Origin of the sequence: Microbacterium sp. 2RAF4 (assembly GCF_052115285.1) — a bacterium.
Lineage (GTDB): Bacteria > Actinomycetota > Actinomycetes > Actinomycetales > Microbacteriaceae > Microbacterium > Microbacterium oxydans.
In genome coordinates this window covers 1,829,006-1,852,188 of record NZ_JBFRGI010000002.1, presented here as the reverse complement: position 1 = coordinate 1,852,188, position 23,183 = coordinate 1,829,006, and the positions used below count along the sequence as shown (strand labels likewise).

General features: G+C 68.2%; 24 protein-coding genes. 15 read left to right on the top strand and 9 right to left on the bottom strand.

Annotated features, from left to right (window positions below):
- The first annotated feature begins 13 nt into the window (after window positions 1-13).
- From AB4070_RS13345 to AB4070_RS13335, 3 genes are all read left to right on the top strand, one after another.
- Complete coding sequence (locus tag AB4070_RS13345) at window positions 14-2,149, top strand: hypothetical protein (RefSeq protein ID WP_441980514.1); 2,136 nt, start codon at window positions 14-16, stop codon at window positions 2,147-2,149.
- An 81-nt stretch (window positions 2,150-2,230) separates the two neighbouring features.
- Window positions 2,231-3,409: a DUF4185 domain-containing protein gene (locus tag AB4070_RS13340; RefSeq protein ID WP_441980513.1), complete on the top strand. Its 1,179-nt coding sequence runs from the start codon at window positions 2,231-2,233 to the stop codon at window positions 3,407-3,409.
- On the top strand, window positions 3,406-4,131 hold the full coding sequence (locus tag AB4070_RS13335) for an SGNH/GDSL hydrolase family protein (protein WP_441980512.1): 726 nt from the start codon (window positions 3,406-3,408) through the stop codon (window positions 4,129-4,131). Before AB4070_RS13340 ends, AB4070_RS13335 begins: the two co-directional genes overlap by 4 nt.
- Before the next feature lie 209 nt (window positions 4,132-4,340).
- Here the strand turns inward: AB4070_RS13335 and AB4070_RS13330 are convergent, their stop codons facing one another.
- Window positions 4,341-4,799: a VOC family protein gene (locus tag AB4070_RS13330; RefSeq protein ID WP_441980511.1), complete on the bottom strand. Its 459-nt coding sequence runs from the start codon at window positions 4,797-4,799 to the stop codon at window positions 4,341-4,343.
- A gap of 177 nt (window positions 4,800-4,976) precedes the next feature.
- Between AB4070_RS13330 and AB4070_RS13325 the strand changes: the two genes are divergently transcribed.
- The 7 genes from AB4070_RS13325 to AB4070_RS13295 all read left to right on the top strand — a co-directional run bounded on the left by AB4070_RS13325 (window position 4,977) and on the right by AB4070_RS13295 (window position 11,540).
- Complete coding sequence (locus AB4070_RS13325; protein ID WP_441980510.1) at window positions 4,977-6,326, top strand: AAA family ATPase; 1,350 nt, start codon at window positions 4,977-4,979, stop codon at window positions 6,324-6,326.
- 323 nt (window positions 6,327-6,649) lie between these two features.
- Window positions 6,650-7,141 carry a hypothetical protein gene (locus AB4070_RS13320; RefSeq protein WP_441980509.1) on the top strand — a complete coding sequence of 164 codons (492 nt, stop codon included), beginning with the start codon at window positions 6,650-6,652 and terminating at the stop codon, window positions 7,139-7,141.
- 60 nt (window positions 7,142-7,201) lie between these two features.
- On the top strand, window positions 7,202-8,146 hold the full coding sequence (locus tag AB4070_RS13315) for a helix-turn-helix transcriptional regulator (protein ID WP_441980508.1): 945 nt from the start codon (window positions 7,202-7,204) through the stop codon (window positions 8,144-8,146).
- Between the two features lie 139 nt (window positions 8,147-8,285).
- Window positions 8,286-8,528, top strand: a complete 243-nt coding sequence (locus AB4070_RS13310) for a ribbon-helix-helix domain-containing protein (protein WP_441980507.1) — start codon at window positions 8,286-8,288, stop codon at window positions 8,526-8,528.
- Window positions 8,525-8,986 (top strand): type II toxin-antitoxin system RelE/ParE family toxin, encoded by a 462-nt coding sequence (locus tag AB4070_RS13305; protein ID WP_441980506.1) that lies wholly within the window; start codon window positions 8,525-8,527, stop codon window positions 8,984-8,986. The genes AB4070_RS13310 and AB4070_RS13305 overlap by 4 nt, the downstream gene beginning before the upstream one ends.
- A gap of 80 nt (window positions 8,987-9,066) precedes the next feature.
- On the top strand, window positions 9,067-11,400 hold the full coding sequence (purL, locus tag AB4070_RS13300) for a phosphoribosylformylglycinamidine synthase subunit PurL (protein ID WP_441980505.1): 2,334 nt from the start codon (window positions 9,067-9,069) through the stop codon (window positions 11,398-11,400).
- Entirely contained in the window at window positions 11,397-11,540 is a 144-nt protein-coding gene (locus tag AB4070_RS13295; protein ID WP_441980504.1) for a hypothetical protein, read from the top strand. The genes purL and AB4070_RS13295 overlap by 4 nt, the downstream gene beginning before the upstream one ends.
- A 36-nt stretch (window positions 11,541-11,576) precedes the next feature.
- On the opposite strand, the gene AB4070_RS13290 is transcribed toward AB4070_RS13295, so the two are convergent.
- Both AB4070_RS13290 and AB4070_RS13285 read right to left on the bottom strand, forming a co-directional pair.
- Window positions 11,577-12,002: a DUF6389 family protein gene (locus AB4070_RS13290; protein ID WP_441980503.1), complete on the bottom strand. Its 426-nt coding sequence runs from the start codon at window positions 12,000-12,002 to the stop codon at window positions 11,577-11,579.
- A gap of 66 nt (window positions 12,003-12,068) precedes the next feature.
- Window positions 12,069-12,641: a TetR/AcrR family transcriptional regulator gene (locus AB4070_RS13285; protein ID WP_046748162.1), complete on the bottom strand. Its 573-nt coding sequence runs from the start codon at window positions 12,639-12,641 to the stop codon at window positions 12,069-12,071.
- Between the two features lie 69 nt (window positions 12,642-12,710).
- Between AB4070_RS13285 and AB4070_RS13280 the strand changes: the two genes are divergently transcribed.
- The 3 genes from AB4070_RS13280 (at window position 12,711) to AB4070_RS13270 (ending at window position 16,193) form a co-directional block, all read left to right on the top strand.
- Window positions 12,711-15,257 carry an MMPL family transporter gene (locus tag AB4070_RS13280; protein WP_441980502.1) on the top strand — a complete coding sequence of 849 codons (2,547 nt, stop codon included), beginning with the start codon at window positions 12,711-12,713 and terminating at the stop codon, window positions 15,255-15,257.
- A gap of 109 nt (window positions 15,258-15,366) precedes the next feature.
- Window positions 15,367-15,717, top strand: coding sequence for a TraR/DksA family transcriptional regulator (locus AB4070_RS13275; protein ID WP_441980501.1), 351 nt, complete (start codon window positions 15,367-15,369; stop codon window positions 15,715-15,717).
- 38 nt (window positions 15,718-15,755) lie between these two features.
- The gene (locus tag AB4070_RS13270; RefSeq protein WP_378785366.1) at window positions 15,756-16,193 is read left to right on the top strand and encodes a VOC family protein; all 438 of its coding nucleotides are present in this window, start codon (window positions 15,756-15,758) and stop codon (window positions 16,191-16,193) included.
- Here AB4070_RS13270 and AB4070_RS13265 read toward each other — a convergent pair.
- Genes AB4070_RS13265 through phnD form a run of 5 tightly spaced genes read right to left on the bottom strand, consistent with a single transcriptional unit; the run spans window position 16,180 to window position 20,242 of the window.
- Window positions 16,180-16,800 (bottom strand): TetR/AcrR family transcriptional regulator C-terminal ligand-binding domain-containing protein, encoded by a 621-nt coding sequence (locus tag AB4070_RS13265; RefSeq protein ID WP_441980500.1) that lies wholly within the window; start codon window positions 16,798-16,800, stop codon window positions 16,180-16,182. The two genes, AB4070_RS13270 and AB4070_RS13265, sit on opposite strands and share 14 nt — an antisense overlap.
- Before the next feature lie 8 nt (window positions 16,801-16,808).
- Window positions 16,809-17,576, bottom strand: a complete 768-nt coding sequence (locus AB4070_RS13260) for a tyrosine-protein phosphatase (RefSeq protein WP_441980499.1) — start codon at window positions 17,574-17,576, stop codon at window positions 16,809-16,811.
- Window positions 17,573-18,415: a phosphonate ABC transporter, permease protein PhnE gene (gene phnE / locus AB4070_RS13255; protein WP_441980498.1), complete on the bottom strand. Its 843-nt coding sequence runs from the start codon at window positions 18,413-18,415 to the stop codon at window positions 17,573-17,575. The genes AB4070_RS13260 and phnE overlap by 4 nt, the downstream gene beginning before the upstream one ends.
- Window positions 18,399-19,343, bottom strand: coding sequence for a phosphonate ABC transporter ATP-binding protein (locus AB4070_RS13250; RefSeq protein ID WP_441980497.1), 945 nt, complete (start codon window positions 19,341-19,343; stop codon window positions 18,399-18,401). The genes phnE and AB4070_RS13250 overlap by 17 nt, the downstream gene beginning before the upstream one ends.
- Window positions 19,340-20,242: a phosphate/phosphite/phosphonate ABC transporter substrate-binding protein gene (gene phnD, locus AB4070_RS13245; RefSeq protein ID WP_441980496.1), complete on the bottom strand. Its 903-nt coding sequence runs from the start codon at window positions 20,240-20,242 to the stop codon at window positions 19,340-19,342. Before phnD ends, AB4070_RS13250 begins: the two co-directional genes overlap by 4 nt.
- 228 nt (window positions 20,243-20,470) lie before the next feature.
- Between phnD and AB4070_RS13240 the strand changes: the two genes are divergently transcribed.
- Together AB4070_RS13240 and AB4070_RS13235 are read left to right on the top strand one after the other, a co-directional pair.
- Complete coding sequence (locus AB4070_RS13240; RefSeq protein ID WP_441980495.1) at window positions 20,471-21,346, top strand: hypothetical protein; 876 nt, start codon at window positions 20,471-20,473, stop codon at window positions 21,344-21,346.
- Window positions 21,343-22,191, top strand: a complete 849-nt coding sequence (locus AB4070_RS13235; protein ID WP_441980494.1) for an SMP-30/gluconolactonase/LRE family protein — start codon at window positions 21,343-21,345, stop codon at window positions 22,189-22,191. The genes AB4070_RS13240 and AB4070_RS13235 overlap by 4 nt, the downstream gene beginning before the upstream one ends.
- Before the next feature lie 131 nt (window positions 22,192-22,322).
- On the opposite strand, the gene AB4070_RS13230 is transcribed toward AB4070_RS13235, so the two are convergent.
- Window positions 22,323-23,177, bottom strand: coding sequence for a fumarylacetoacetate hydrolase family protein (locus AB4070_RS13230; protein ID WP_441980493.1), 855 nt, complete (start codon window positions 23,175-23,177; stop codon window positions 22,323-22,325).
- Window positions 23,178-23,183 lie beyond the last annotated feature (6 nt).

Here is a 23,183-nt window from a genome sequence, read left to right as displayed (position 1 = left end):
CTCGAAAGGCATCATGAATCCCCTCATCCCCACCGTCGAGGATCTGGTCGCCGATGCGGTCACGCATCACTACGACGACATGATCGCGCCCACGGGCCTCACGAACATGCTCGGTACCGTGCGCGTGGACCACGACCTGACCGCGCTCAGCGCCGTGCAGTTCCCGCCCGTGTCGCAGGGACTCACGCAGACCGCCGTGCTGTTCGTCGACGGCCGCCTGTTCGCCTCGTACGGTGTGCCCGTCACACACGAGTGGCGGCCCGACCGGGTGGTGCGGCGCGCGAGCGTGGGGGAGCTCGAGATCGAGACCACGACCGTGTGCGTGCCGGGGAAGACAGCGGTGGCGATCGATATCGCGGTGCGTAGCTCCGGTGCCGAGGAGCGTGAGGTGCGGATCGGCCTCTCGTCCGCGGCCCGCGTGACCCGGTCGACCGAGGCCTGGCTCGACGCGGAGTCTCCGTCGGAACGCGACACCGCGACCGTCGACGGCGGGTGCCTCGTGTTCGGTTCGACCGATGCCGCGGCCTGGAGCGTACAGGGGCTGGTCGGCGGAACCGCGGCCCTCAGCGGTGTGGCCGACCTGCCCGATGCATTCGACACCGATGCATTCGACACCGGGATCGGCGGCAACGGTCGCGGCGGCGAGCTCGCGACCACGCTGACCCTGCCCGCCGGCGGAACCGCGCGCACCGGCTTCGTGCAGGCGATCGGCCTCGACGAATCCGACGCGAAGGCCACCTGGGCCGACGTCGCCGCCGACATCCCCGCCGTCGTGGCCGCAGCCGAAGAGTTCTGGGACCGACAGCTCCGCGCCGCGTTCGACCCGAGCGACACCGAGTTCTCCGGCGCACTGCCCGTGCTCGACACCGCCTCCGCACCCCTGCGTCGCCTGTACTGGTGGGCGGCGCTGGGCGTGATCTGGTTCCGCCGCGACTTCGCCGGCAACGTGCTCGGGCGTTCGTACGACACGCTCATGCCCAACTACTGGGGCACCACCACGTTCATCTGGGACTACAGCCTCAGCTCGGTGAGCCACGCCCTGCTCGACCCCGACGAGATGCGCACCCAGGTGCGGCACTGGATCTCCCTCGACATCCACTCGCACTTCGGCACGTCGTCCCTCACCGGAGGCCCGGTCGGCCGCTGGTACTCCGTGAACGACTACGCCATGACGCGGCTCGTGCACGACTACGTGCGCTTCACGGGTGACGTCGCGTTCCTCGACGAGCTCGTCGGCGACCACACCGTGGCCGCGTCGGTGCGGCAGTGGGCGACCGCCTGGAAGGAACTCCGCCGCGATACGCCCCTGGCCGACTACGGCGAGATCGACAACCTGCTGGAGTGCGTGAGCTCGTACACGCACGAGGTGGCGAGCCTCAACGCCGCGAACGTGTGGAGCATGCGCACCGCCGCCGACCTGGCCGACCTGCGAGGCGACGAGACCGCGGCGAGCGCGCTGCGCGCCGAGGCCGAGGCGCTGCTCCCGGCCGTGATCGAGCGCTATCTCCCCGGCACCGGTGTCTTCGCGGCAGGACAGCCCGACGGCACGCAGCTGCCCGTGCGGCACTGCTACGACTTCAGCGTGGTCGGCACCACGATCGCCGACGACCTCGCCCCGGGAATCCGCGACGAGATGGTCGGGTTCTTCCAGCGCGAGCTGCAGACCGACAACTGGATGCGCGCACTCTCACCCTGGGACCCCGACGCCAGCTACAGCCCGCGGCCCGACCACCAGTGGAACGGCGCCTACCCTGCCTGGCCCGCCGACGCCGGACGTGCGCTCGCCGCACTCGGCGCCCCCGAAGTACTGACCAGCTGGATCGAAGGTCTCTCCCGCACGGCGAATCAAGGGCCGATGGGTCAGGCGCACTTCGTCGAGGAGGCCGTGCCCGGCATCAACGGCGGAGCCCGCAAAGCCCCACCGCAGCTGCCGTACATCATCGACTGGTCGTGTTCCTCGTCCGGGGCCTGGATCGAGCTCGTGATCGAAGCCCTGTTCGGCGTATCGGTCGCCGCCGACGGCACCGTGCGGGCGGCCGGATGCGTCGCCGCCCTCGACCCCGGTGCAACCTTGCGCGGCCTTCGCGTCGGCACCCGTACCTACGACATCGACTCCTCCGGAGGAATCACCCCCACCCCGGGCCGCTGACCTGCACGACAGAGGATCAACCGAACACGAGAGCGTCACCCGAACACGAGAGCACCACCCGAACACGAAGGAGTGATCGACATGAGAAGACGCACCATCGCGGCGACCCTCGCCGCGGCATCCCTCTGCGCCGGCGCGCTGTTCGCCGCCCCGGCCACCGCAGCTGTCCCGACCGGAGGGAACCACGGCGGCGGAGGACACGGACCCGGCCAATGCTCGCTGGTCGACAAGACGCTCACCGCCACGGCGAACGTGGATCAGGGCCTCACCGACCAGTTCACCACCTACGGGAACACCGGCGGCGCGTGGACCGGCGGCGACAGCACGTACTCCCTGCCACTCGGAAAGGGGAAGACAGGATGGTTCTTCTCTGACACGTTCCTCGGCACCGTGAACCCCGACGGCTCACGGCCCTCCGACTCCCCGTTCGTGAACAACTCCGTGGTGGTGCAGGACCGCCGCGGCGGCATGACGACCGTCACGGGAGGTACCCCGGAGGAGCCGGCCGCCATCATCCCGCCCGAAGCCGACGGGAAGTGGTACTGGATCGGCGACCCCACACCCGGACGCGACGGTACCGTGCAGGTGCCGCTGCTGCAGTTCGGGCGCACCGGCAGCGGCCAGTGGGACTTCGCATGGACCGCGAACCGCCTTGCCACCCTCGACGGCCAGACCCTGCAACTGGAGTCCATCACCGACCTGCCGTCGGCGACCGGGATCAACTGGGGTTCGTGGACGCTGGAGGAACGCGGCACCACGTACATCTACGGCATCGCCGATCCGGGTGGAGTGCGCTCGGCGTACCTCGCCCGCGCGCAGAACCGCGACGGCGTGAAAGGCGCGTGGACGTACTGGAACGGCACCGGATGGTCGGCTGCCGAGACCGACGCCGTCCCTGTCGTGCCCTACGTGGCGAACGAGTTCAGCGTCGCCCCCTTCCGCGACGGCTACCTGCTCGTCACGCAGGACACGTCGGAGCTGTTCAGCACCCGCATCGTCGCCCGCACCTCGTGCTCGCCCACCGGCCCGTTCACCGATCCGGTCGAGCTGTACCGCACACCCGAGACCGGGGCGCTGGGCAGCTACGGCGACCCCGATGTGTTCACCTACAACGCGCACGAGCACCCACAGCTGCGCCAGGGCAACCGCATTCTCGTCTCCTACAACGTCAACACCTTCGACAACGTGGGCGACGTGTACGACGACGCCTCGATCTACCGTCCGCGGTTCATCGACGTGCAGCTCAAGGTCACCGGGTGACCGACGACCGCGCGGCGCTCCGCGGGCTTCTCGCCTCCGGAGCGCCGCTCACCTGGGTGCTCACGGGCGACTCCATCACGCACGGCCTCATCCACACCCGCGGAGCCCGCAACTATGTCGATCACCTGCACGAGCTGATCCGCGGTGACCTCGGTCGGGTGCACGACACGGTGATCAACACCGCGATCACGGGGTGGCGCGCGGATCTGATCCTGGGGGACTTCGAGGGGCGCGTGGCCCGCTGGCGTCCCGACGTCGTGACGCTCCTGATCGGCACGAACGACTGCACCGCCGAGTGGCTCGATCCCGTGATCGAGGTGTCCGCCTTCGCCGATTCGGTCGCGGAGTTCGTCCGTCGGTCGCGAGAGCTCGGCGCGGTGCCGGTGCTGCAGACGCCGCCACCCGCCGACCTGTCCCACGCCCCCGACCGCGCGCGTCTCGGAGAGTTCGCGCAGGCGATCCGCGACGTGGCCGCGCGCGACGGCGTGGTGATCGTGGATCAACACGCCGCGTTCGCGGAGTTCTCGGCGGGAACCGGGCCGGGCAACGAGGGCATGCCGTGGGGCCTGCTCGACGACGCGTTCCACCCGAACGCCGCGGGGCATGCCCTGCTCGCGCTCGGGTGGGCTGCGGCGGTCGGGTTCGCCTCCGACTCACGCGTGCAGACCGATCTCGCCGCGCGGGTGGCGGTGGCGCGGCATCCGCAGTGGCCGCCCGCGTGACGGGCGGCGGGCGCCGGCGTGCATAACTCCTCAAGAACGTGCGTGTTCCGAGCCGGATGGCCGTCTACGGGCCGAGACGGCCGCGTTTCTGAGGAGTTGTGCACGGCGACCGCTGCGCACAACTCAGGAAAACCGCCAACCGAGTTGCGCAGACCGACCCGAAGCGGCCGTGACGGCTCGGTTCTCCTGAACTGCGCGCGGGCCATCGGTCAGCCGGCCTGCACGTCGAGCACCCAGGTCACGCCGAAACGATCGGTGAGCATGCCGAAGCCGGCCGACCAGGCCGAGGCTGCCAGCGGCTCGACGACCGTCGCGCCCTCGGCCAGACCGTCCCAGTACCCCCGCAGCTCGTCGAGCGAATCCGCCCGCAGCGACTGGAAGAACGTGCGGTCGGTGATCGTCGCGCCGTTCTCTCGGTGCGTCGACCCCGCGGTGGCTGCCGGGTCCGGGTCGTCTTGCCCCGGGATGTCGTACGCCATCAGCCGGATCCCCGTCGCGGCTTCGAGCTGTCCGAACACGATCTTGTCGAAGCCCGGCACTCCCTCCGGCATGCCGAACTGCCCGTAGGTCGCGGCGGTGATACCCCCGCCGAACACGGAACGATAGAACTCGAGTGCCTGCCGGGCCATGCCGCGGAAGTTCAGATGGGTCGTGGTGGTGATGGTCATGGGGTGCCTCCTGGTCACGCGGTCCGCCGTCCGGAACCGCCTGAAGGCAACGATCACAGGGGTAGCGGTCGGTTTCTGTCCGCTACCTACGCCACACTGGATCGCATGACCGAAAGCTCGTTACCGCTGCTGTCGCTGCTGCACTGCGGATTCGTCCTGAACAGATAGTCTGGCGCCATGAGCCTCAGCGCCGACTCTTTCGCCACCAGCAGCATGATGAAGAACCTACCTCGCGGCGTTAAGCGCATATGGGGTCGCCGGGTGCTCGGTGAGTTTGACTACGATATCGAGTTTGGGACGTCTGGCAGGTCGGAGTCTCGCCTGCGAGTGATTTACGCAGAGAATGGCATGGGGAAGACTAACTTCCTGCGGGCGCTGTACTATCTGCTCGACGTTCGCATCGAGCACTTCCAAGCCCTTGCCGAAATTCCCATTCAGGCCGTCGGTGCGGAATTACGGTCTGGGTGGACGATTGAGATGACTAATAGCGCCGAGAACGCCGTTTTTGGCCTGCTGTTCAGAATCACCCCGCCCCCAGGATCGTCAAATCAGGCTGTCGAAATCACGCTGGGCGCTGAAGAACTTGACGGAAGGTATGCTCTTCGAGCCTGGCAACGCCGACCCGCATATGCGGCTTTCCAAGAGTTGGTCGCCCAACTTAATCTGGCCACCCTATTCGTTGGCGACGACCGTTCAGTCCTATCGAGCCTGCAAGATCCTAAGCTGAGCGCAGAACCACCGACATTGCGCGAGCAGCGCGAGATCGCAGCAAGGTTGCATCGCCGCATGAGCGTGCAGGAGTCGCTCGACAACCTAGAGAAGGCCTTCACCCGCCTCGCGATCGCCGGCATCTCACGGGATCAGAGCGATGCGTCCCCTCAGGGCGTCTACCTCGACATCACCAACCGGGTGCTGGCCGGAACATCAAACCCGCCGCTCGCTGCCGCTGCGCGTGTGGACCTGATAGCCCGCTGTCACGATGTAATCGAGCGCGGCACAGCCTACGAGAAGTATGGACTCCTCTCGCTCCGTCAAGTCCACGGAATCCTGGACGCTTTGACACCGACTCGAACAAATGACACTCGCCTGCGACAATTGCACACCGTAATTGACCCATATCTCACCAGCGTGGACGATGAGATAACTCGCCTCGCGGCTGCGCAGAAGCTGATCGATACGTTTGTCCAATCCGTCAATAGCTTTCTTACTCGCAAGGAGCTTCGCTTCAGCGCTTTGCGTGGCATATCCCTCGTGGACAGCAGGCACCAAACACTGGACCCGGAGAGTCTTTCAAGCGGAGAGAAGCACCTACTACTCTTGATGAGTAACGCAACATTGGCTCGCTTCTCGGGTGCGCTCGTCATCATTGATGAACCAGAACTGTCGCTCGGTCTGAAATGGCAGCGCGCGCTACTCCATGAACTTCTGCGATGCACAGACGGAAGTGAGGTTCAATTTTTGGTGGCATCGCATTCGGTTCAGATCCTCGGCGACATTGACGACATTGCAAGCCCGACTCAATCGTGAATACAGTTCCACGCGCGAAGCTTCGAGAGATCGCCAAGGAAAGCGAGTTAACCGGACAACGCTTCTTGTTCGTGGAGGGGCCAACCGACCGCAGCTTTTACTCGCAGTGGATCTTGTCCACTTTCCCCAACCGCATTGCGGAGACAAGTATCCTCACCGCAGATGGTGTCGATGTGAGCTGGCAAGATCTGGACTCGGTCGGTCTGACCGAGGGGGCACGGCAGCGCATTATTTGGATATCGCTCCAATACGCTGGAGATCGATCCAGGGCCTGCTGTATCGCTGACCTCGATTGCGGTGACTATCAAGGTACTGTAAACGACATGTTGAAGTGGACGGACTTTCCTGCCGTTGAAAGTTACGGATACTCGGCTCCTGTGCTCGACGTATTGAACGAGAGCTTCCTTCGCGGCCACCTCCCACCGGGGGCGGTCGTAGTGGAAGATCTGCGCGAGGCGGTCGTCGACTTGTATCGAATCAGGCTTCATAATCCGGGCATCGACCACCCCTCTGCGCAGGCAGGTTTCCGACGGGGGACGTGGGACCCTTCGCGAACGGTCACAGCCGGCGTCGCCACCAACCTTGCCGCATTCTCCGCCCCCGATTTCGACGACGTCAGGCAATACGCATACGGCCACGATCTCGCCCTCTTGCTTCTCGGCAGATACGGAAACGAGATAAAGAACGGCAGCCAGATCCGAGACCCACGTCTACTCGAGGACATGCTCCGCGCTTGCATTCTGTTGAGCGGCACGTTCACGGACTCAAGGCTGGCAGCCGATCTGACCGAATGGCTGGGGCTCGAAACGCTTTAGCTCGTCTCAATTGGAGGTAGCGGTCGGTTTCTGTCCGCTACCTACGACACACTGAATCGCATGACCGGGAGTTCGTCACGGATGCTCGCGCTGCTGTCGCTGCTGCAGACGCCGCGCGACTGGCCCGGCCACGTGCTCGCCGAGCGACTGGAGGTCAGCCCGCGCACGGTGCGCCGCGATGTCGATCGTCTGCGCGAGCTGGGCTACCGGATCGCTGCGGTCAAGGGTCCGTACGGCGGCTACCGCCTCGAAGCCGGATCCGAGCTGCCGCCGCTGCTGTTCGACGATGACCAGGCGGTTGCGATCGCCGTGGCGCTGCAGACCGTCCCCTCCAGCGGCATCGACATCGAGGAGGGCGCGGCGCGGGCGCTCGCCACCGTGCGGCAGGTGATGCCCTCACGACTGCGGCACCGCATCGACGGCATCCGCTTCACGGGCACCGCTGCCGATGTGCGCGTCGACCCGGCCGTGCTCGAGGCGGCGAGCGCGGCCGTGCGCGACCGGCAGGTGCTGCGCTTCGACTACGGCTCCGACCGCGACCGCCCCGCCCGACGCACCGAGCCGCACGCGGTGGTCGCCCGCGAGGGCCGCTGGTACCTGCTCGGGTGGGATCTGGAAGTGGAGGGCTGGCGCACCTTTCGGCTGGATCGGATGCTGCCGCGCACCCCTACCGGACCCACGTTCAGCCCGCGTCCGCTACCGGCGGCGGATGCTGCGACGTATCTGGCGGCTCGGGCGAAGGGGTCGGCGGCCGAGGATCGCTGGCCGTGCGTGGGCGAGGTCGTGATCGCACTCCCTGCCCGCGAGGTCGCACCCTGGGTCGACGATGGCGAGCTGGAGGAGCTCGCCGACGGCACATGCCGCATCACGGTCGGCTCCTGGTCGTGGGTCGGGGTGCTCGCCGCGGTCGCCCGGTTCGATGCGCCGTTCACGGTGGTCGGTCCGGCGGCGTTGCGGGAGGCGGTGAACGCCCTGGCGGAGCGCTTCGCCGCGGCGTGCGACTAGTCCTCCTGAATCGTCGAGTTTCGCGACCTTTCCCCTTTTCCGGAACTAGGCCACGACCGGGGGGGGGGGGGACATCAGTGGCGAGAATCGGGTTTGCTGACCGAATGACAAACTTTGCCATCGGTATTAGCGTGGAGGTATGGCCACGATGAACATCTCTCTTCCGGACGCGCTGAAGGACTTCGTCGAAACGCAGGTGGCCGAGCGCGGCTACAGCAACAGCAGCGAGTTCATGCGTGAGTTGATCCGCCATGAGCAGGCCCGCGAGCAGCTGCGATCCCTGCTTGTCGACGGGATGACATCGGGGCCGGGTTCCGAAGTGGACCAGGCGTACTTCGATCGCCTCCGAGACCGCGTCCACGCAGACGCCGCCGACGCGTGACTGCGGGGCGAGTCGTCACCACCCGGCGGGCGGATGAGGACATCGACGGCGCGGTCACCCGCTACCTCGGCGAAGCAGGGCCGCCGGTCGCGATCGCGTTCATCGACGACCTCCAACATGCGATGAGCCGGCTCGCTGCGTATCCCTCGCTGGGATCGGCGCGCTTCGAGCTGGTGACCGAGATTCCCGACATCCGCGCCTTCCCTCTTCGAAACCACCCGTACCTCGTCATCTACACCGATGATGCCGACGCCGTGCGAGTCCATCGCGTGCTTCACACGAGGAGGGACATCGCTGCCGCCCTCACCGAGAGCGATCGTGATACCGCGTGGTCGCGACTCGTGCGCACCGGAAGGGTCACCCTTCCCACGAAGAAGGGCGCCCTGTCGCACCCACCGCAGCAACAGGACGAGACGTCCGCGAAGGTCCTCGACGAAATCCGTGCCGACCGGATCTGACTCCGCAGCCCGCGGGAGAGCCGCCCCACCCGCGCCGGTAGACTGAAGCTGCCCCGCCGGCCCCTTCCTTTGGAGTGCGCGTGACCACCGCCCCTGCACCTTCCCCCCAGCACGTCCCCGACTCCGTCGAGAACGCGATCGCGACCCCCGAGAAGGAGCAGCCGTACGGCGCCCTCGGGCTCAAGGACGACGAGTACGCGCGCATCAAGGAGATCCTCGGCCGCCGCCCCACCTCGGGCGAACTGGCGATGTACTCGGTGATGTGGTCGGAGCACTGCTCCTACAAGTCGAGCAAGAACTACCTGCGCCGCTTCGGCCAGAAGGTCTCCGACGAGATGAAGGAACGGCTCATGGTGGGCATGGGCCAGAACGCGGGCGTCGTCGACGTCGGCGAGGGCTGGGCCGTCACCTTCAAGGCCGAGTCGCACAACCACCCCTCCTTCATCGAGCCGTTCCAGGGCGCGGCCACCGGTGTCGGCGGCATCGTCCGCGACATCATCTCGATGGGCGCACGCCCGGTCGCGGTCATGGACGCCCTGCGCTTCGGTGCGATCGACCACCCCGACACCGCCCGCGTCGTGCACGGCGTGACCAGCGGCATCAGCTTCTACGGCAACTGCCTGGGCCTTCCGAACATCGGTGGCGAGACGGTCTTCGACTCCGTCTACCAGGCCAACCCGCTCGTGAACGCACTCGCCGTGGGCGTGCTGCGCCACGAAGACCTCAAGCTCGCGAACGCCACCGGCGTCGGCAACAAGGTGGTCCTGTTCGGTGCCCGCACGGGTGGCGACGGCATCGGCGGCGCGAGCATCCTGGCCTCCGACACGTTCGCCGACGGCGGCCCCACCAAGCGCCCCGCGGTGCAGGTGGGCGACCCCTTTGCCGAGAAGGTGCTCATCGAGTGCTGCCTGGAGCTGTACCGCGGCGAGCTCGTCGAGGCGATCCAGGACCTGGGCGCCGCCGGCATCTCGTGCGCGACCAGCGAGCTCGCGGCCAACGGCAACAGCGGAATGAAGGTCTCGCTCGACAACGTGCTGCTGCGCGACCCCACGCTCACGGCAGAGGAGATCCTCATGTCGGAGTCGCAGGAGCGCATGATGGCGATCGTCGCCCCCGAGAAGCTCGACGCCTTCCTGGCCGTCGTGAACAAGTGGGAGGTCGAGACCTCCGTGCTCGGGGAGGTCACCGGCGACGGACGCCTCATCATCGACTGGCAGGGCGAGCGCATCGTCGACGTCGATCCCTCGACCGTCGCGGTCGACGGTCCCGTCTACGACCGCCCGGTCGCCTACCCGACGTGGATCGACGCCCTGCAGGCCGACGCCGCCGAGAACCTGCCGCGCGCGAACGACCCCGAGACGCTGCGCGAGCAGTTCCTCGACCTCGTCGCCTCGCCGAACCTCGCCGACACGAGCTGGATCACGAACCAGTACGACTACTACGTGCTCGGCAACACGGCCCTGAGCTTCCCCGACGATGCCGGCATGATCCGCGTCGACGAGGAATCCGGCCTCGGCTTCGCGGTCTCGACCGACGCCAACGGCCGCTACTGCCAGCTCGACCCGTACGCGGGCGCGCAGCTCGCGCTCGCCGAGGCGTACCGCAACGTCGCCGTCACCGGTGCCGTGCCGACCGCCATCACCGACTGCCTGAACTTCGGCTCCCCCGAGAACCCCGAGGTCATGTGGCAGTTCGGCCAGACCGTCGACGGCCTCGCGGACGGCTGCTACGAGCTGGGCACCCCGGTCACCGGCGGCAACGTCTCGTTCTACAACCAGACCGGCGACGTGCCGATCCACCCGACCCCGCTCGTCGGCGTGCTCGGCATCATCGACGACGTCTCCCGCCGCATCCCGTCCGGCTGGCAGGACGAGGGGCAGAACATCTACCTGCTCGGCACCACCTCGACCGAGCTCTCCGGCTCCGCGTGGGCCGACGTCGTGCACCAGCACCTCGGCGGTCTGCCCCCGAAGGTCGACCTCGCGGGCGAGAAGCGCCTCGCCGGCCTGCTCGCCGCGGCCCGTGACGAGTGGCTGATCTCCTCGGCGCATGACCTCTCCGAGGGCGGGCTCGCACAGGCTCTGGCCGAAGGCGTCATGCGTTTCGGCGTCGGCGCCCGTGTCTGGCTGAACGAGATCATCGAGCGCGACGGTGTGGATGCCGCGACCGCCCTGTTCTCCGAGTCGACCGGCCGCGTGATCGTGACCGTTCCCCGCGAGGACGACGTGAAGTTCCGCGGACTCTGCGAGGGACGCAACTACCCGGTGATGCGCATCGGCGTGACCGACAGCGAGGGCGCGAAGCTCGAGGTGCAGGGCGTCTTCACGGTGACGGCCGCCGAACTGCGCGAGCGCTCGCAGGCCACGCTGCCGTCGTACTTCGGCCCGACCGTCACCGAGGCGGTCAGCGCATGAGCGGCGACGGTCTCAGCGAGGACTACGGCGACCTCGGCGAGAAGCGCAACCGGCGCATGCGCATCGTCGCATGGACCGTCATCATCGCGCTGATCCTCGGCGGCGGTGGCGCGACAGTGCTGACGCTGCTCCTCGGCTGATTCGAGCTGCCGCTGAGCGGCACTGCGCAAGCGTGGTCACCCCTGGGTGTGAAGTGGTCGCGGCTCCGACGCCCCGTCCACGGACGTCAGCTCCCAGACCAGGTCACCCGCGGGGAGGAGCGGCTCGATCCACTCCGCGACGGTCTCGAACACGGCCTTCTCCAGCTCGTCCCAGGTCCATCCCTGCGGGCGCGGTGGAACGTCGGGCTCCCACCCCAGTTCACCCCAGACGACGCCGAAGAGCTGCCGCTCGTCGTCGAACCGACGGTCGAGCGCGAAGGCATCGGGTCCCTCGAACCGCGCCCACACATCGAACGGCCCCTCGCCGTCCTGCTCGACGAAGAGATCGATCACGACCGCATCCGTGGCCGCGTCGCGGAAACGCCGGAGCTTCCCGGCGACGTTGTCGGATGACGAGGCCAGAATGCGCGCCAGTCGCGCACGGTATTCGCTGGTCTGCATGCCACCAGCGTAGACATCGATTCGTCGCCATGAACGACCACAAGGCCACCCCGAGGGACCGCACACTCAGCGCGTGAAGAGGTACCGGGCCAGGTCGATGATGCCGTCCGGGCCATGCGTCTCCCGCCCGAGCGACTCCACGATGATCGCGCCGAGGATCGCGCGTCCGATCTGTGCGACCGGTGCATCCTCGGGCAGCTGACCGTCGCGGATCCCCCCTCGCAGCCGCTCGGACAGATGCTGCTCGACGCCGAGGCTGCTCCCGAGATGCGCGCCGACCGCCGCGTCTTCGGCCGCAGCGGCGACCAGCGACTGCAGCAGCGCCTGCCCCTGGGCGGAGGCGAGGATCGAGAACACCGACTGCAGCCAGGTCTCGACGTCGGCGAACAGGTCGCCCGTGTCGGGCACGACGAAGTCGACGGGGATGAGCCGCCCGTCCACGAGACAGTCGGCGATCAGGGCCCCGCGCGACGACCACCAGCGGTAGATGGTCTGCTTGCCCACCCCGGCTTCCTTGGCGATGCCCTCGATCGTGAGCCGGTCATAGCCCTGCGCATGGAACAACCGAGAGGTCGCATCGAGGATCGCCTCGCGTGCCGCCGTGCTGCGCACGGGGCCGCTTCGATGCTCGTTCGCCATCCGTTCAGGATAGCCACAGATCGCTAGACGAGACGTGCCGTATGATCTTCGAGTCTGAAGGAGATCACTGTGGCATCACTGCTCTACCGTCTGGGTTCGTTCGCTGCGCGCAAGGCGTGGACGGTGATCGTCTCGTGGGTGCTGATCCTCGGCATCGGCATCGGTGCCTTCCTCACTTTGGGCGGCACGCTGAGCAACAGCTTCGACATCCCCGGAACGGCGTCCGGCGCGGTGACCGACGAGCTCGCAGACAAGCTTCCGGACACCGCCGGCGGCACCGGCACGGTCGTCTACAGCACGGAGGACGGATCGCCGTTCACCGACGAGCAGAAGCAGGCGATCTCCGATCTCGCCGTCAGCGCCGAAGACCTCGACGGTGTCGCGCGGGTGATCGATCCGTTCGACGCGCAGAAGCAGCAGGACGAGCAGGCGCAGAAGCTCACCGACGGCCAGACGCAGGTGACGGACGGTCGCGCACAGCTGGATGCCGCCCAGACGCAGCTCGACGACGGACGCGCGCAGCTCGAAGCCGGGCTCACGCAGCTCACGGCCGCCCGCACGCAGGCGGAGCAGGCCGGTGCCGGATCCGCACAGCTCGCCGCCCTCGACGCCCAGATCGCTGACGTGAACGCGCAGCTGGCTCAGGTCGCGGCCCAGAACGCACAGCTCGACCAGTCCCGCATCGCCCTCGACGACAACGCCGACCAGGTGCAGCTGGGCTCGACCCTGCTCGACCTGGCCGACGGCATCGGCGTGGTCTCCGACGACGGCTCGACCGCCATCGTCAACATCTCGTTCGTCGACCCGCGCCTCGAGCTCTCCGAAGAGGTGAAGCAGGGCGCGATCGACCACTTCGAGTCCTCACCCGTCGACGGCGTCGAGGTCGACTTCGGCACCGACATCGCGCAGGGCGTGCCGGAGATCTTCGGTGTCGGCGAGGCGGTCGGCCTCGCGTTCGCCGCGATCGTCCTCATCGTGATGCTCGGCTCCCTCATCGCCGCCGCCCTCCCGATCGTCACTGCCATCGTCGGCGTCGGCGTCGGCGTCACGGCCTCTCTCGCCTTCTCGGGCGTGGTGGACATGGCGTCGGTCACTCCCGTGCTGGGTGTCATGCTCGGTCTCGCCGTCGGCATCGACTACTCGCTGTTCATCGTCAACCGGCACCGCAAGCAGCTGCTCGCCGGGGTACCGGTGCGGGAATCCATCGGTCTCGCGACGGGCACCTCCGGCACGGCCGTGGTGTTCGCCGGCACGACCGTGATCGTCGCCCTCCTCGCCCTCAACGTGACCGGCGTGCCCTTCCTCGGCCTCATGGGCACGGTCGGCGCGGTGTGCGTCGCCGTGGCCGTGCTCGTCGCCATCACCCTCGCGCCCGCCATCCTCGGCCTCGTCGGCACACGCCTGCTCAGCCGTCGCGCCCGCACCACGATCGGCGAGGAGCACGCCGCGGGCAAGCCGGTGAAGCGCATGTCGACGCTCCGCGCCGTCGTCACCGCGCTCGTGAGCGTCGTCGCCCTGCTGATCATCGCGATCCCCGCCATGTCGATGCGACTCGGACTGCCCGACGGATCGAGCGAGCCGAGCGACTCGACCAGCTACCGTGCCTTCCAGACCGTCGACGAGCAGTTCGGCGAAGGCGCCAACGGCCCGCTGCTCGTGACCGCGACCCTCGACGAAGCGGTCAGCGACGACGACCTGCTCTCCACCCAGGTGACGATCGCGCAGGCCATCGCCGACCAGGACGACGTGGCTGCCGTCGCCCCGATCGCCACCTCCGCCGACAACACGCTGCTCGCGTTCCAGGTCGTGCCGGAGGAAGGCCCGAACAGCGCGTCGACCGAGAGGCTCGTGCAGGACCTCCGGTCCATGTCGCCTGTCGCGGAGGGGATCACCCTCGGCGTCGCGGGTCAGGCCGCGATCAACATCGACATCTCCGAGGCGCTGGCCGGAGTCCTGCCGCTGTACCTCGTGGTCGTGGTCGGACTGTCGCTGCTCATCATGATCGTGGTGTTCCGCTCGCTGCTCGTGCCGATCATCGCGACCGGCGGTTTCGTGCTGTCGCTGTTCGCGACCTACGGGCTGATCGTGGCGGTGTTCCAGTTCGGCTGGGGCGCCGAGATCATCGGGTTGCACAGCACCGGACCCATCCTGAGCTTCCTGCCCGTGATCCTCGTCGGCATTCTGTTCGGGCTCGCGATGGACTACCAGCTGTTCCTCGCCTCCGGCATGAGGGAGGCGTTCGTGCACGGCGCCTCGGCCCGCGATGCCGTCGCCCAGGGCTTCCGCGCCGGACGCTCGGTCGTGATCGCCGCAGCCCTCATCATGGTGTCGGTGTTCGGCGGGTTCATCTTCTCGGAATCGACGATCATCCGCTCGATCGGATTCGGTCTCGCGTTCGGCGTGCTGCTCGACGCGTTCGTGGTGCGGATGTTGCTGATGCCCGCACTCATGCACCTGCTCGGACGCTCGGCCTGGTGGCTGCCGCGCTGGCTCGACCGCATCCTGCCGAACGTCGACATGGAAGGGGCAGCGCTCGAGCGCGACCACCCCGGCATGAAGGCCGTGGCCGTGCCGACGACGACCGACTCTGTGCCGACGGCCCGCACCTCCGACTGACGGGCACTTTCCTCGACGTTCGAATCGCGTGAGTGTTTCCCGCTGGCCCCCAGATGGAACCGAATGCGCGATTCGAACGCACACGGGGCGAGGTGCCTAGAGTGGGCAGATGACCTCCGACGCCCGGGAACGCCTGCTCGCACTGCGCGCCCAGTCAGAGGCGCGCGTGCAGGCGACCGCGGCGATGCTCGACGAGCTCACCCACGACCGCGCGGGCTCGAACGACGACGACGAGCACGACCCCGAGGGCGTCACCCTGTCGTCGGAGTGGTCTCGGCTGACGGGTCTCGCCGACGCCGCCGCATCCGAGCTGCAGCAGGTCGACGACGCACTCGCCCGAGTGGACGCCGGCACCTACGGCATCTGCGCGAACTGCGGCCGCCCGATCCCCACCGGACGCCTGGAGGCACGGCCGTTCGCCGAATACTGCGTCGCCTGCGCCGAGAAGCTCGGTAGATAGCCCCTGACGGCGACGACGGTCACGAGTAGCATTCCCCCATGCCCATCACGCTCGAGAACGTCGGCATCGCGGTGCGCGACCTGGAAGCGACCATCTCCTTCTTCACCGACCTCGGCCTCACCGTGCTCGGTCGAGACGAGGTCAGCGGGGAGTGGGCGTCGACTGCCGTCGGCCTCGACGGCAACCACGCGAAGATCGCCGTGCTGCAGACACCAGACGGGCACGGACAGATCGAGCTGTTCGAGTACATCCATCCGGACGCGATCGAGACCGAGCCGACCCTGCCCAACGAGATCGGCATGCACCGCATCGCGTTCTCCGTCGACGACATCGACGAGTCGCTGGCGATCGCGGCCCGACACGGATACCACCCGTTGCGCGGGGTCGCGAACTACCAGGACGTGTACAAGCTCACCTATCTGCGCGGCCCGAGCGGCATCCTCGTGATGTTCGCGCAAGACCTCACGAAGAGCTGACCATCCCGCGCCAGATCACCTCGATCGCCGCACGCAGCCGCGCCACGACGACGGGGTCGCTGATCCTGTCACCGCGCACGACGAGCTGGTAGTAAGCGACACCCGCGATGGCGTCGAAGCACGCCTCGACATCGAGGTCGGCCCGCAGCTCGCCCCGCGCGATCCCGATGCGGAGCGCATTCTGCAGGGGCACCCGTCGCCGGGACACGTGCGACTCCCAGTACGTCTTCTGCAGGGCGCGATCTGCCATGACGAGGCGGATGCGCTGCCGGAACCGCTCCTCGGAGTAACCGGGCGCCGAGGGTGCGACGCCGTCCGCGCCGAGGCCGAGCCCTGCGAGCAGCACCTCGTGCAGGTCGGCATCCGCGGGATAGTCCGGTGGCACCTCGCGCCCGACGTCGAGCGCGGCGGCGATCAGCAGCGTGAGCGACGGCCAGCGCCGATACAGAGCCGCGCGGCTCACTCCGCTGCGCGCGACGACGCGCGACACCGTGACCTCCTCGCCCGCATCGATGATCCCCAGCGTCGCATCGACGATCAGTCCGTCGATCTCCTCATCGCGCGGACGCCCGGGGCGGCGGCGAACCGCGGCCCCGGCATCCGTCATCGGCATCGTCACGCGGCCAGCGCCCGCTCGCGCAGTCGGGCGATCGTGGCGTTCGAGAGCCCCGCAGCGCGCAACGGCGTCAGCGGGTCCCCGTGCTCCGCGCGGAGCGTGTCGAGAAGGCTGCGCATGGACACATCCATCGAGCCCTCCAGAAGCGACGAGCCGTTCTCCAGAGCGGCGGCGTCGAAGCCCAGCGCTCTCCACATCGCTCCCATGACCGGAGCCGTGCGCGCCATGATCGCGACCATGTTGTCGCCGGTGCGGGCGTAGTCGGTGACGATGTCGTCGTCGGTGGCCCCCAATGCGAGCAGCAGCATGGCGGCGAGCACACCGGTGCGGTCGCGACCGGCGGCGCAGTGGAAGGCCGCCGTGCCGGGAGTGTGCGCGATCACGTTGAGCGCGATGACGAGCTGCGGCGCCGCGCCCTCGACCATGCGCCGGTACATCAGGCCCATGGCCTCATGGCTCAGCTCCGGGGCCTTGTCTCCCATCGATGCCCCCACATCCGCGATGAGCGGCAGGTGGTGGTAGCCGACCGGGTGCGCGCCGAGAGGCCCACGTCCCGTGACCGAGACCTCGAGCGGCGAGCGCAGATCGATGATCGCACTGAGTCCACCCGCGACGAGTTCGTCGGCCACCTCCGAGGTCACATAGGCCAGGTCGTCCGTGCGGATGGCGAGACCTTCACGCAACACACCGCCGTCGATCATGATGCCGCCGAGGTCGCGCAGGTTTACCGGCGCGCTGAGGACGAGTCCGGTGTCGATGATGCTCATGTGATTCTCCTTCGGATGAGGGCGCTGCCCTGGTCGATCACCGTGACCAGCACGATGATGCAGATGATGATGGCGCTGAGGTGGCCGTAGTCGTACATGCGCATGGCCGTGGTCAACTCGAGACCGATGCCGCCGGCGCCGACGAGACCGAGGATGGTCGCGCCGCGCACGTTGCCCTCGAACAGCAGCAGCGTGTACGAGGTGAGCAGCGGTGCGGCCTGCGGGAGGATCCCGTACTGGATGACCTGCCGCTTCGAGGCGCCGACCGCCTCCATCGCGACGACCGGCCCTCGGTCGACCTGCTCCATCGCCTCGGCGAAGATCTTGCCGATCGAGCCGATGGAGCCGAGCGTCATGGCCAAGATGCCGGCGAACGGGCCGAGCCCGACAGCCGAGACGAACATGAGCGCGAACACCAGGTCGGGAACGGAGCGGATGATGTTCATGACCCAGCGCGTCGGGTAGTACAGCCACTTCGGCGCGAGGGTGGAGGTGGCCCCGAACGCGACGATCAGGGAGAGGACGGCGCCGAGGACCGTACCGACCACTGCCATCTGGAACGTCTCCAGCAGCAGCGCCAGGATGGTGCCGATCTTCGAGAAGTCGGGCGGGAACAGGCGCGACAGGAACTCGCCCATGTTGATCGCACCCTCGCCGAGCTTCACGAAGTTGAACTGGGCGCCGTTGAACGACCAGATCAGCACCAGGACCGCGACCGGCAGTCCGATCAGGAAGCGGGCACGCGGCACGCGGAAGGCGCTCTCGAGCCGGGCGCGCTCCGCGGGGTCGAGCATCGGGCGGGCGGTCCTGTCTGCGCGCGGCTCAGTGGTCGTCGTCATCGCCGTGCTCCTCGTCGTCGTATAGGTTGTCCAGCGCGGCGGCATCCAACTGCGAAGTCACGCCGGAGACGAGCATCTCGCCGTGGCGCAGCCCGACGATGCGGTCGCTGTGCGCGAGAGCGAGCGGCAGCACATGCAGGCTCACCAGCACCGGGATGCCGTCCTGCGTGGCGATCTCGCGCAACAGGCCGAGCACGGATCCCGCGAGCTTCGGATCGAGTGACGCGACCGGCTCGTCGGCCAGGATCACCTTCGGCTGCTGCATGAGCGCCCGCGCGATCGCCACACGCTGCTGCTGTCCCCCCGAGAGGGAGCGTGCGGGAGCGGATGCCTTGTGCGCGATGCCGACCCGATCGAGCAGTTCGAGCGCCCGACGGCGGTGCGCGTTCGAGAAGCCTCCCGCGATGTTGATCGGCCCGGCGCCGTGCAGGGCACCGGTGAGGACATTGGTCATGACGCTGAGGCGTGGGATCAGGTTGAACTGCTGGAACACCTGTCCGACCTCGGAGCGGAGGGTTCGCAGCTCGCCGCGGCCGAGGTTCGTGACGTCGTGCCCGGCCACGCGGACCGTGCCGGAGCTGATCGGCGCGAACCCGGTCAGGCCGCGCATCAGCGTGGATTTGCCCGAGCCTGAGGCTCCCAGCAGGGCGACCATCTCGCCGGGGAACAGGTCGAGGTCGACCCCGTCGAGCACCGTGTTCGCCCCGTACGCGACCTGCAGTCCGCGGACCGTGACGAGGGGAAGCGCCTGGCGGAGCTCGGCCGTGGGGGTGCGCACTGCACGCTCGGCGGGGCCGAAACCCAGAGCATCGGTTGGCGCTCCGGCGTGTCGGTCTGCGACGCGCCCTGACGACGACGAATCATCTCCGTTTCGGCCGGGTGCGGGAACAGCGGCCGTCGGCGCGAGACGCGGAGCGGGAAGAGTCACTTGAGGTCCTCGAGCTTGACCCCGGCCACGGCTGCGATCTCGGCGAAGGACTGGAAGTCGGTGCTCTTCGGGTCGACCGTCTGCGGGGCCGCTGCGAAAGCACCGTAAGCGCCGAGACGCTCGGCGTTCGCGGGCGAGAACACCTCGGCGATGCCGTCCTGGATCACCTTGCGGGTCTCGGCGTCCAGCGACTGACGGCCGAGGACCGCGCCCTGGATGTCCATCGCCGGGCTCTCCCCCACCGCGCGCCACTCTCCATCCGCAAAGGGGAACATCGGGGCGCCGAGCTCCGTGAGCATGACGGCCGTGCAGGCAGCGTCCACCTGTCCCTGCTGCAGCGCGGCGAAGCTGCCCTCGTGTCCACCGGCGAAGATGGCCTCGTAGTCGGTCCCCTGCTCGAGACCGGCCTCATGCAGCATGTACACGGGCATGAAGTATCCGGAGCTGGAGGCCTGATCGGCGAACGCGACCGTCTTGCCCTCGAGGTCCTCGACCTTCTGGATGGGCGAATCGTCGAGCACGACGCAGGTCGAGACCGGCTTGCCGTCGCCCCGGAAGGCGACCAGCGCATCCACCTCGCCGGTGTTGACGGCGAGGGCCGACGGGAAGCCGCTCATGATGCCGATGTCGACGTGGTCGGCGCGGATGGCCTCGACGACACTGAGGTAGTCGGGCACATCAGTGATCTCGACGTCACGGCCCGTCGCCTTCTCCAGCAGTTCGGCGAACACCTCGATCGGGTTCTCGGCGGTGGGGTCGTCGCCGACGGGGATCGTGGCGATCGTGAGAGGAGCGTCCGGATCGGCCGGAGCAGCCTCGGCGGTCGGGCTCTGGCAAGCGGTGAGAGAGAGGGCGGCCACGCCCAGGAGGCCGACGACGGGCAGGGTGAAGCGGCGCATGATGACCTTTCGGGAGGAGACGTCTCGGCATTCCGAGAACATCGGTATTCCAACCCCTGAAGGTGACGCGCAATTACGAGACCGCCGTACTCCGAATGGAACGCTGCGTGAACGGACGGTGTCGACGCTGCGGGCGGAGCGGGCCAGCCGTGTTCCCGGAGGTTCCTGTCTTGCCGCCGCAACAGCACGGGGCGGCAAGAGCCCGCCGAGAAGTAGGCTGAACGCATCATGGACGAGTTCATCCAGGGCTTCTGGAACTTCGCGCAGCACTACTGGTGGCTCATCTTCCCGATCATGGGAATGGCCGGTGGTATCGCGAAGACCTGGGAGCGCAGCTCCAAGCGACGTCACGAGCGCCGCCTGGAGACCCTTCGCATGAAGGCGCAGCTGAAGACCGCCGAGATCGAGGCGCGCGCGCTCACCCAGCAGGCCAAGCGCCGCGGGCCCTCGGTCGTCGACACCACGGCGTCCGTGGCCCCGAGCGACCTGGTCGCGCGCCTGTTCGCCGAGCACGACGAGATCACAGCACGCTGGCTCGACTACGAGCTCGACGTCGCCAAGCTGATCGCCTTCCCCGCCATGAGCGATGGGCGCCAGCCGCTGACGGCCGCGTTCCTGCGGGCGAAGAAGACGGCGGATGCCCTGCGCCCGGCCTCCGCCGACGCCAAGGTGTCTGAGCAGCAGGTCACCGAGTACCTCCAGGCCGTCGGCGATTACGCGGTCGCGTTCGAGATCGCCGAGAAGGATGCCAGGCGCCTGCGCGATTCGACCTTCACCGAGCCCGAGCGCAAGCGCCTCGACCGCGCGCAGCAGTTGCTGAAGGTCGCGGTCGACGAGTCGGCGACGCAGGCCGAGCGCAACGTCGCCTACAAGCGCGTGCGCGAGGAGCTCGACGGTCTCATCCTGCTCTCCGACGACGCGGTCACCGTGCTGGAGAAGCAGGTGGCGAAGGAACTTCCCGCAGAGGCGAGTGCAGCCGGCACTCCCTCTCCCGCCGCACCCACGGCGGAGCGGGAAGCCGAACGTGTGCCAGAGCCCCTGCCGCTCTCCGACCCGACGCGCCCCATGACCCCGCCGCGGACGCTCCCGCGCGACGACGCATGACTCCGGAGAACGTCACCGGTCCGATCGCGCACCATGCCGAAGCGCCCGTCTGGTGGCCAGGTTGGGGCGGATTGCGCTGGGTCGACGGGGACGCCGGCGATCTTCTGTCGCTGCGCCCGGATGGCGTGTCCCGCCAGCACATCGACGACGAGTACCTGGCCTTCGCCCGCCCGCGCTCCGGTGGAGGCCTGGTGGCGATCGGCGCCCGCACGCTCTACCTCGCGGATGACGTCGACGGACAGATCCGGGCTGTCGCCTCGCTGGGCGACGACCCCGGTGTGCGCATGAACGACGGATGCTGCGACCCTCGGGGACGCCTGCTCGCGGGGTCGATGGCCTACGACGCGGCGCCCGATGCCGGAGCCGTGCTGCGCGTCGATGCCGACCTGACGACGAGCACCGTTCTTCCGCGGGCGACGATCTCGAACGGCATCGGCTTCTCGCCGGACGGCCGACGCGCCTACTACGTCGACACCGCGACGCACCGCATCGACGTGTTCGACGTCAGCGAGGGTGAGCTGCGGGGCCGTCGCGCCTTCGTGGCGATCCCCGAGGAGCAGGGTTCTCCCGACGGACTGAGCATCGCCGCGGACGGCAGTATCTGGGTGGCCCTCTGGGGTGGCAGCGCGGTGCACGGCTACGACGCCGCAGGGCAGCACATCGCGACGATCGAGCTCCCGGTGCCCCAGGTCAGCGCCTGCACCTTCGGCGACGATGACCTCGACACGCTGTACATCACGACCTCGGCGCAGGGCCTCGAACCCGGCCACGGCACCGAGGCGGGCTCGCTCTTCGCCGTGCGACCCGGTGCACGCGGCCTCGCCGTGACGCCGTTCGCGGGCTGATCCCATGCACCCCTGCGTCCGCCCCGTGCCCCGCGCCCCGCGCCCCGCGCCCCGACGACCTCTACCCGGAGCACGGTGCACTCAGCGAAAGGAACCGTGCCCCGGGCACAGGCCGCCGGGGAAGCGCCGAATCAGCCCCGGTGCGCCCGTTCGGTGCGCTGCCGCTGGCGGCCGAGACCCTCGATCTCGATCGTCATCTCATCGCCGTCCTGCAGATAGGGGAAGCGGCCGGAGAGAGCGACGCCCTGCGGGGTGCCGGTGTTGATCACATCGCCGGGCTCGAGCACCAGATACTGACTCAGCTCGTGCACGATCTGAAGCACGGAGAAGATCATGTCCGCGGTCGACGAGTCCTGTCGCGGCTCGCCGTTCACGAACGACCGCAGTCGCAGCACCTGGGGGTCGACCTCGTCGGCGGGGACGAGCGCGGGCCCGAGGGGGTTGAACGTCTCGGAGCACTTGCCCTTCGACCACTGCCCGCCCGACACGTCGAGCTGGTACGCGCGCTCGGAGACATCGTTGGAGACCGTGTAGCCGGCGATGACGTCACGCGCGGCATCAGGAGACGACAGGTAGCGGGCGGGCTTGCCGACCACGATCGCCAGCTCCACTTCCCAGTCGACCTTCTCGGCTCCGGGCGGCAGCAGCACGACGTCATCCGGTCCGACCACCGTGTTGGGGTGCTTGAAGAAGACGACCGGATGCTCGGGCGGCTCCGACCCGGATTCGGCGGCATGGGCCGCGTAGTTCTGGCCGATGCAGATCACCGCGGTCGGACGAGCGACCGGGGCGCCTACGCGCAGTCCGTCGACATGGGCGGCGACGAGCGCTCCGCGACTCAGTGCTTCACGCACGCGGGCGATGCCGTCTGCGGCGAGGAAAGGACCGTCGATCTCGGAGGTGACGGGGGAGAGGTCGTACACGACGCCCGCCTCCCGCACGTAGGGACGTTCGTGGCCGGACGGGCCGAGTCGCAGGAGTTCCATGGGGCC

Bases quoted from the DNA above. Each gene is read 5' to 3' on its own strand.
- AB4070_RS13345 (WP_441980514.1), top strand. From the start codon at position 14: ATGAATCCCCTCATCCCCACCGTCGAGGATCTGGTCGCCGATGCGGTC.
- AB4070_RS13340 (WP_441980513.1), top strand. From the start codon at position 2,231: ATGAGAAGACGCACCATCGCGGCGACCCTCGCCGCGGCATCCCTCTGC.
- AB4070_RS13330 (WP_441980511.1), bottom strand. From the start codon at position 4,799: ATGACCATCACCACCACGACCCATCTGAACTTCCGCGGCATGGCCCGG.
- AB4070_RS13325 (WP_441980510.1), top strand. From the start codon at position 4,977: ATGAGCCTCAGCGCCGACTCTTTCGCCACCAGCAGCATGATGAAGAAC.
- AB4070_RS13320 (WP_441980509.1), top strand. From the start codon at position 6,650: ATGTTGAAGTGGACGGACTTTCCTGCCGTTGAAAGTTACGGATACTCG.
- AB4070_RS13315 (WP_441980508.1), top strand. From the start codon at position 7,202: ATGACCGGGAGTTCGTCACGGATGCTCGCGCTGCTGTCGCTGCTGCAG.
- AB4070_RS13310 (WP_441980507.1), top strand. From the start codon at position 8,286: ATGGCCACGATGAACATCTCTCTTCCGGACGCGCTGAAGGACTTCGTC.
- AB4070_RS13295 (WP_441980504.1), top strand. From the start codon at position 11,397: ATGAGCGGCGACGGTCTCAGCGAGGACTACGGCGACCTCGGCGAGAAG.
- AB4070_RS13290 (WP_441980503.1), bottom strand. From the start codon at position 12,002: ATGCAGACCAGCGAATACCGTGCGCGACTGGCGCGCATTCTGGCCTCG.
- AB4070_RS13285 (WP_046748162.1), bottom strand. From the start codon at position 12,641: ATGGCGAACGAGCATCGAAGCGGCCCCGTGCGCAGCACGGCGGCACGC.
- AB4070_RS13275 (WP_441980501.1), top strand. From the start codon at position 15,367: ATGACCTCCGACGCCCGGGAACGCCTGCTCGCACTGCGCGCCCAGTCA.
- AB4070_RS13270 (WP_378785366.1), top strand. From the start codon at position 15,756: ATGCCCATCACGCTCGAGAACGTCGGCATCGCGGTGCGCGACCTGGAA.
- AB4070_RS13265 (WP_441980500.1), bottom strand. From the start codon at position 16,800: ATGACGGATGCCGGGGCCGCGGTTCGCCGCCGCCCCGGGCGTCCGCGC.
- AB4070_RS13260 (WP_441980499.1), bottom strand. From the start codon at position 17,576: ATGAGCATCATCGACACCGGACTCGTCCTCAGCGCGCCGGTAAACCTG.
- phnE (WP_441980498.1), bottom strand. From the start codon at position 18,415: ATGACGACGACCACTGAGCCGCGCGCAGACAGGACCGCCCGCCCGATG.
- phnD (WP_441980496.1), bottom strand. From the start codon at position 20,242: ATGCGCCGCTTCACCCTGCCCGTCGTCGGCCTCCTGGGCGTGGCCGCC.
- AB4070_RS13240 (WP_441980495.1), top strand. From the start codon at position 20,471: ATGGACGAGTTCATCCAGGGCTTCTGGAACTTCGCGCAGCACTACTGG.
- AB4070_RS13235 (WP_441980494.1), top strand. From the start codon at position 21,343: ATGACTCCGGAGAACGTCACCGGTCCGATCGCGCACCATGCCGAAGCG.
- AB4070_RS13230 (WP_441980493.1), bottom strand. From the start codon at position 23,177: ATGGAACTCCTGCGACTCGGCCCGTCCGGCCACGAACGTCCCTACGTG.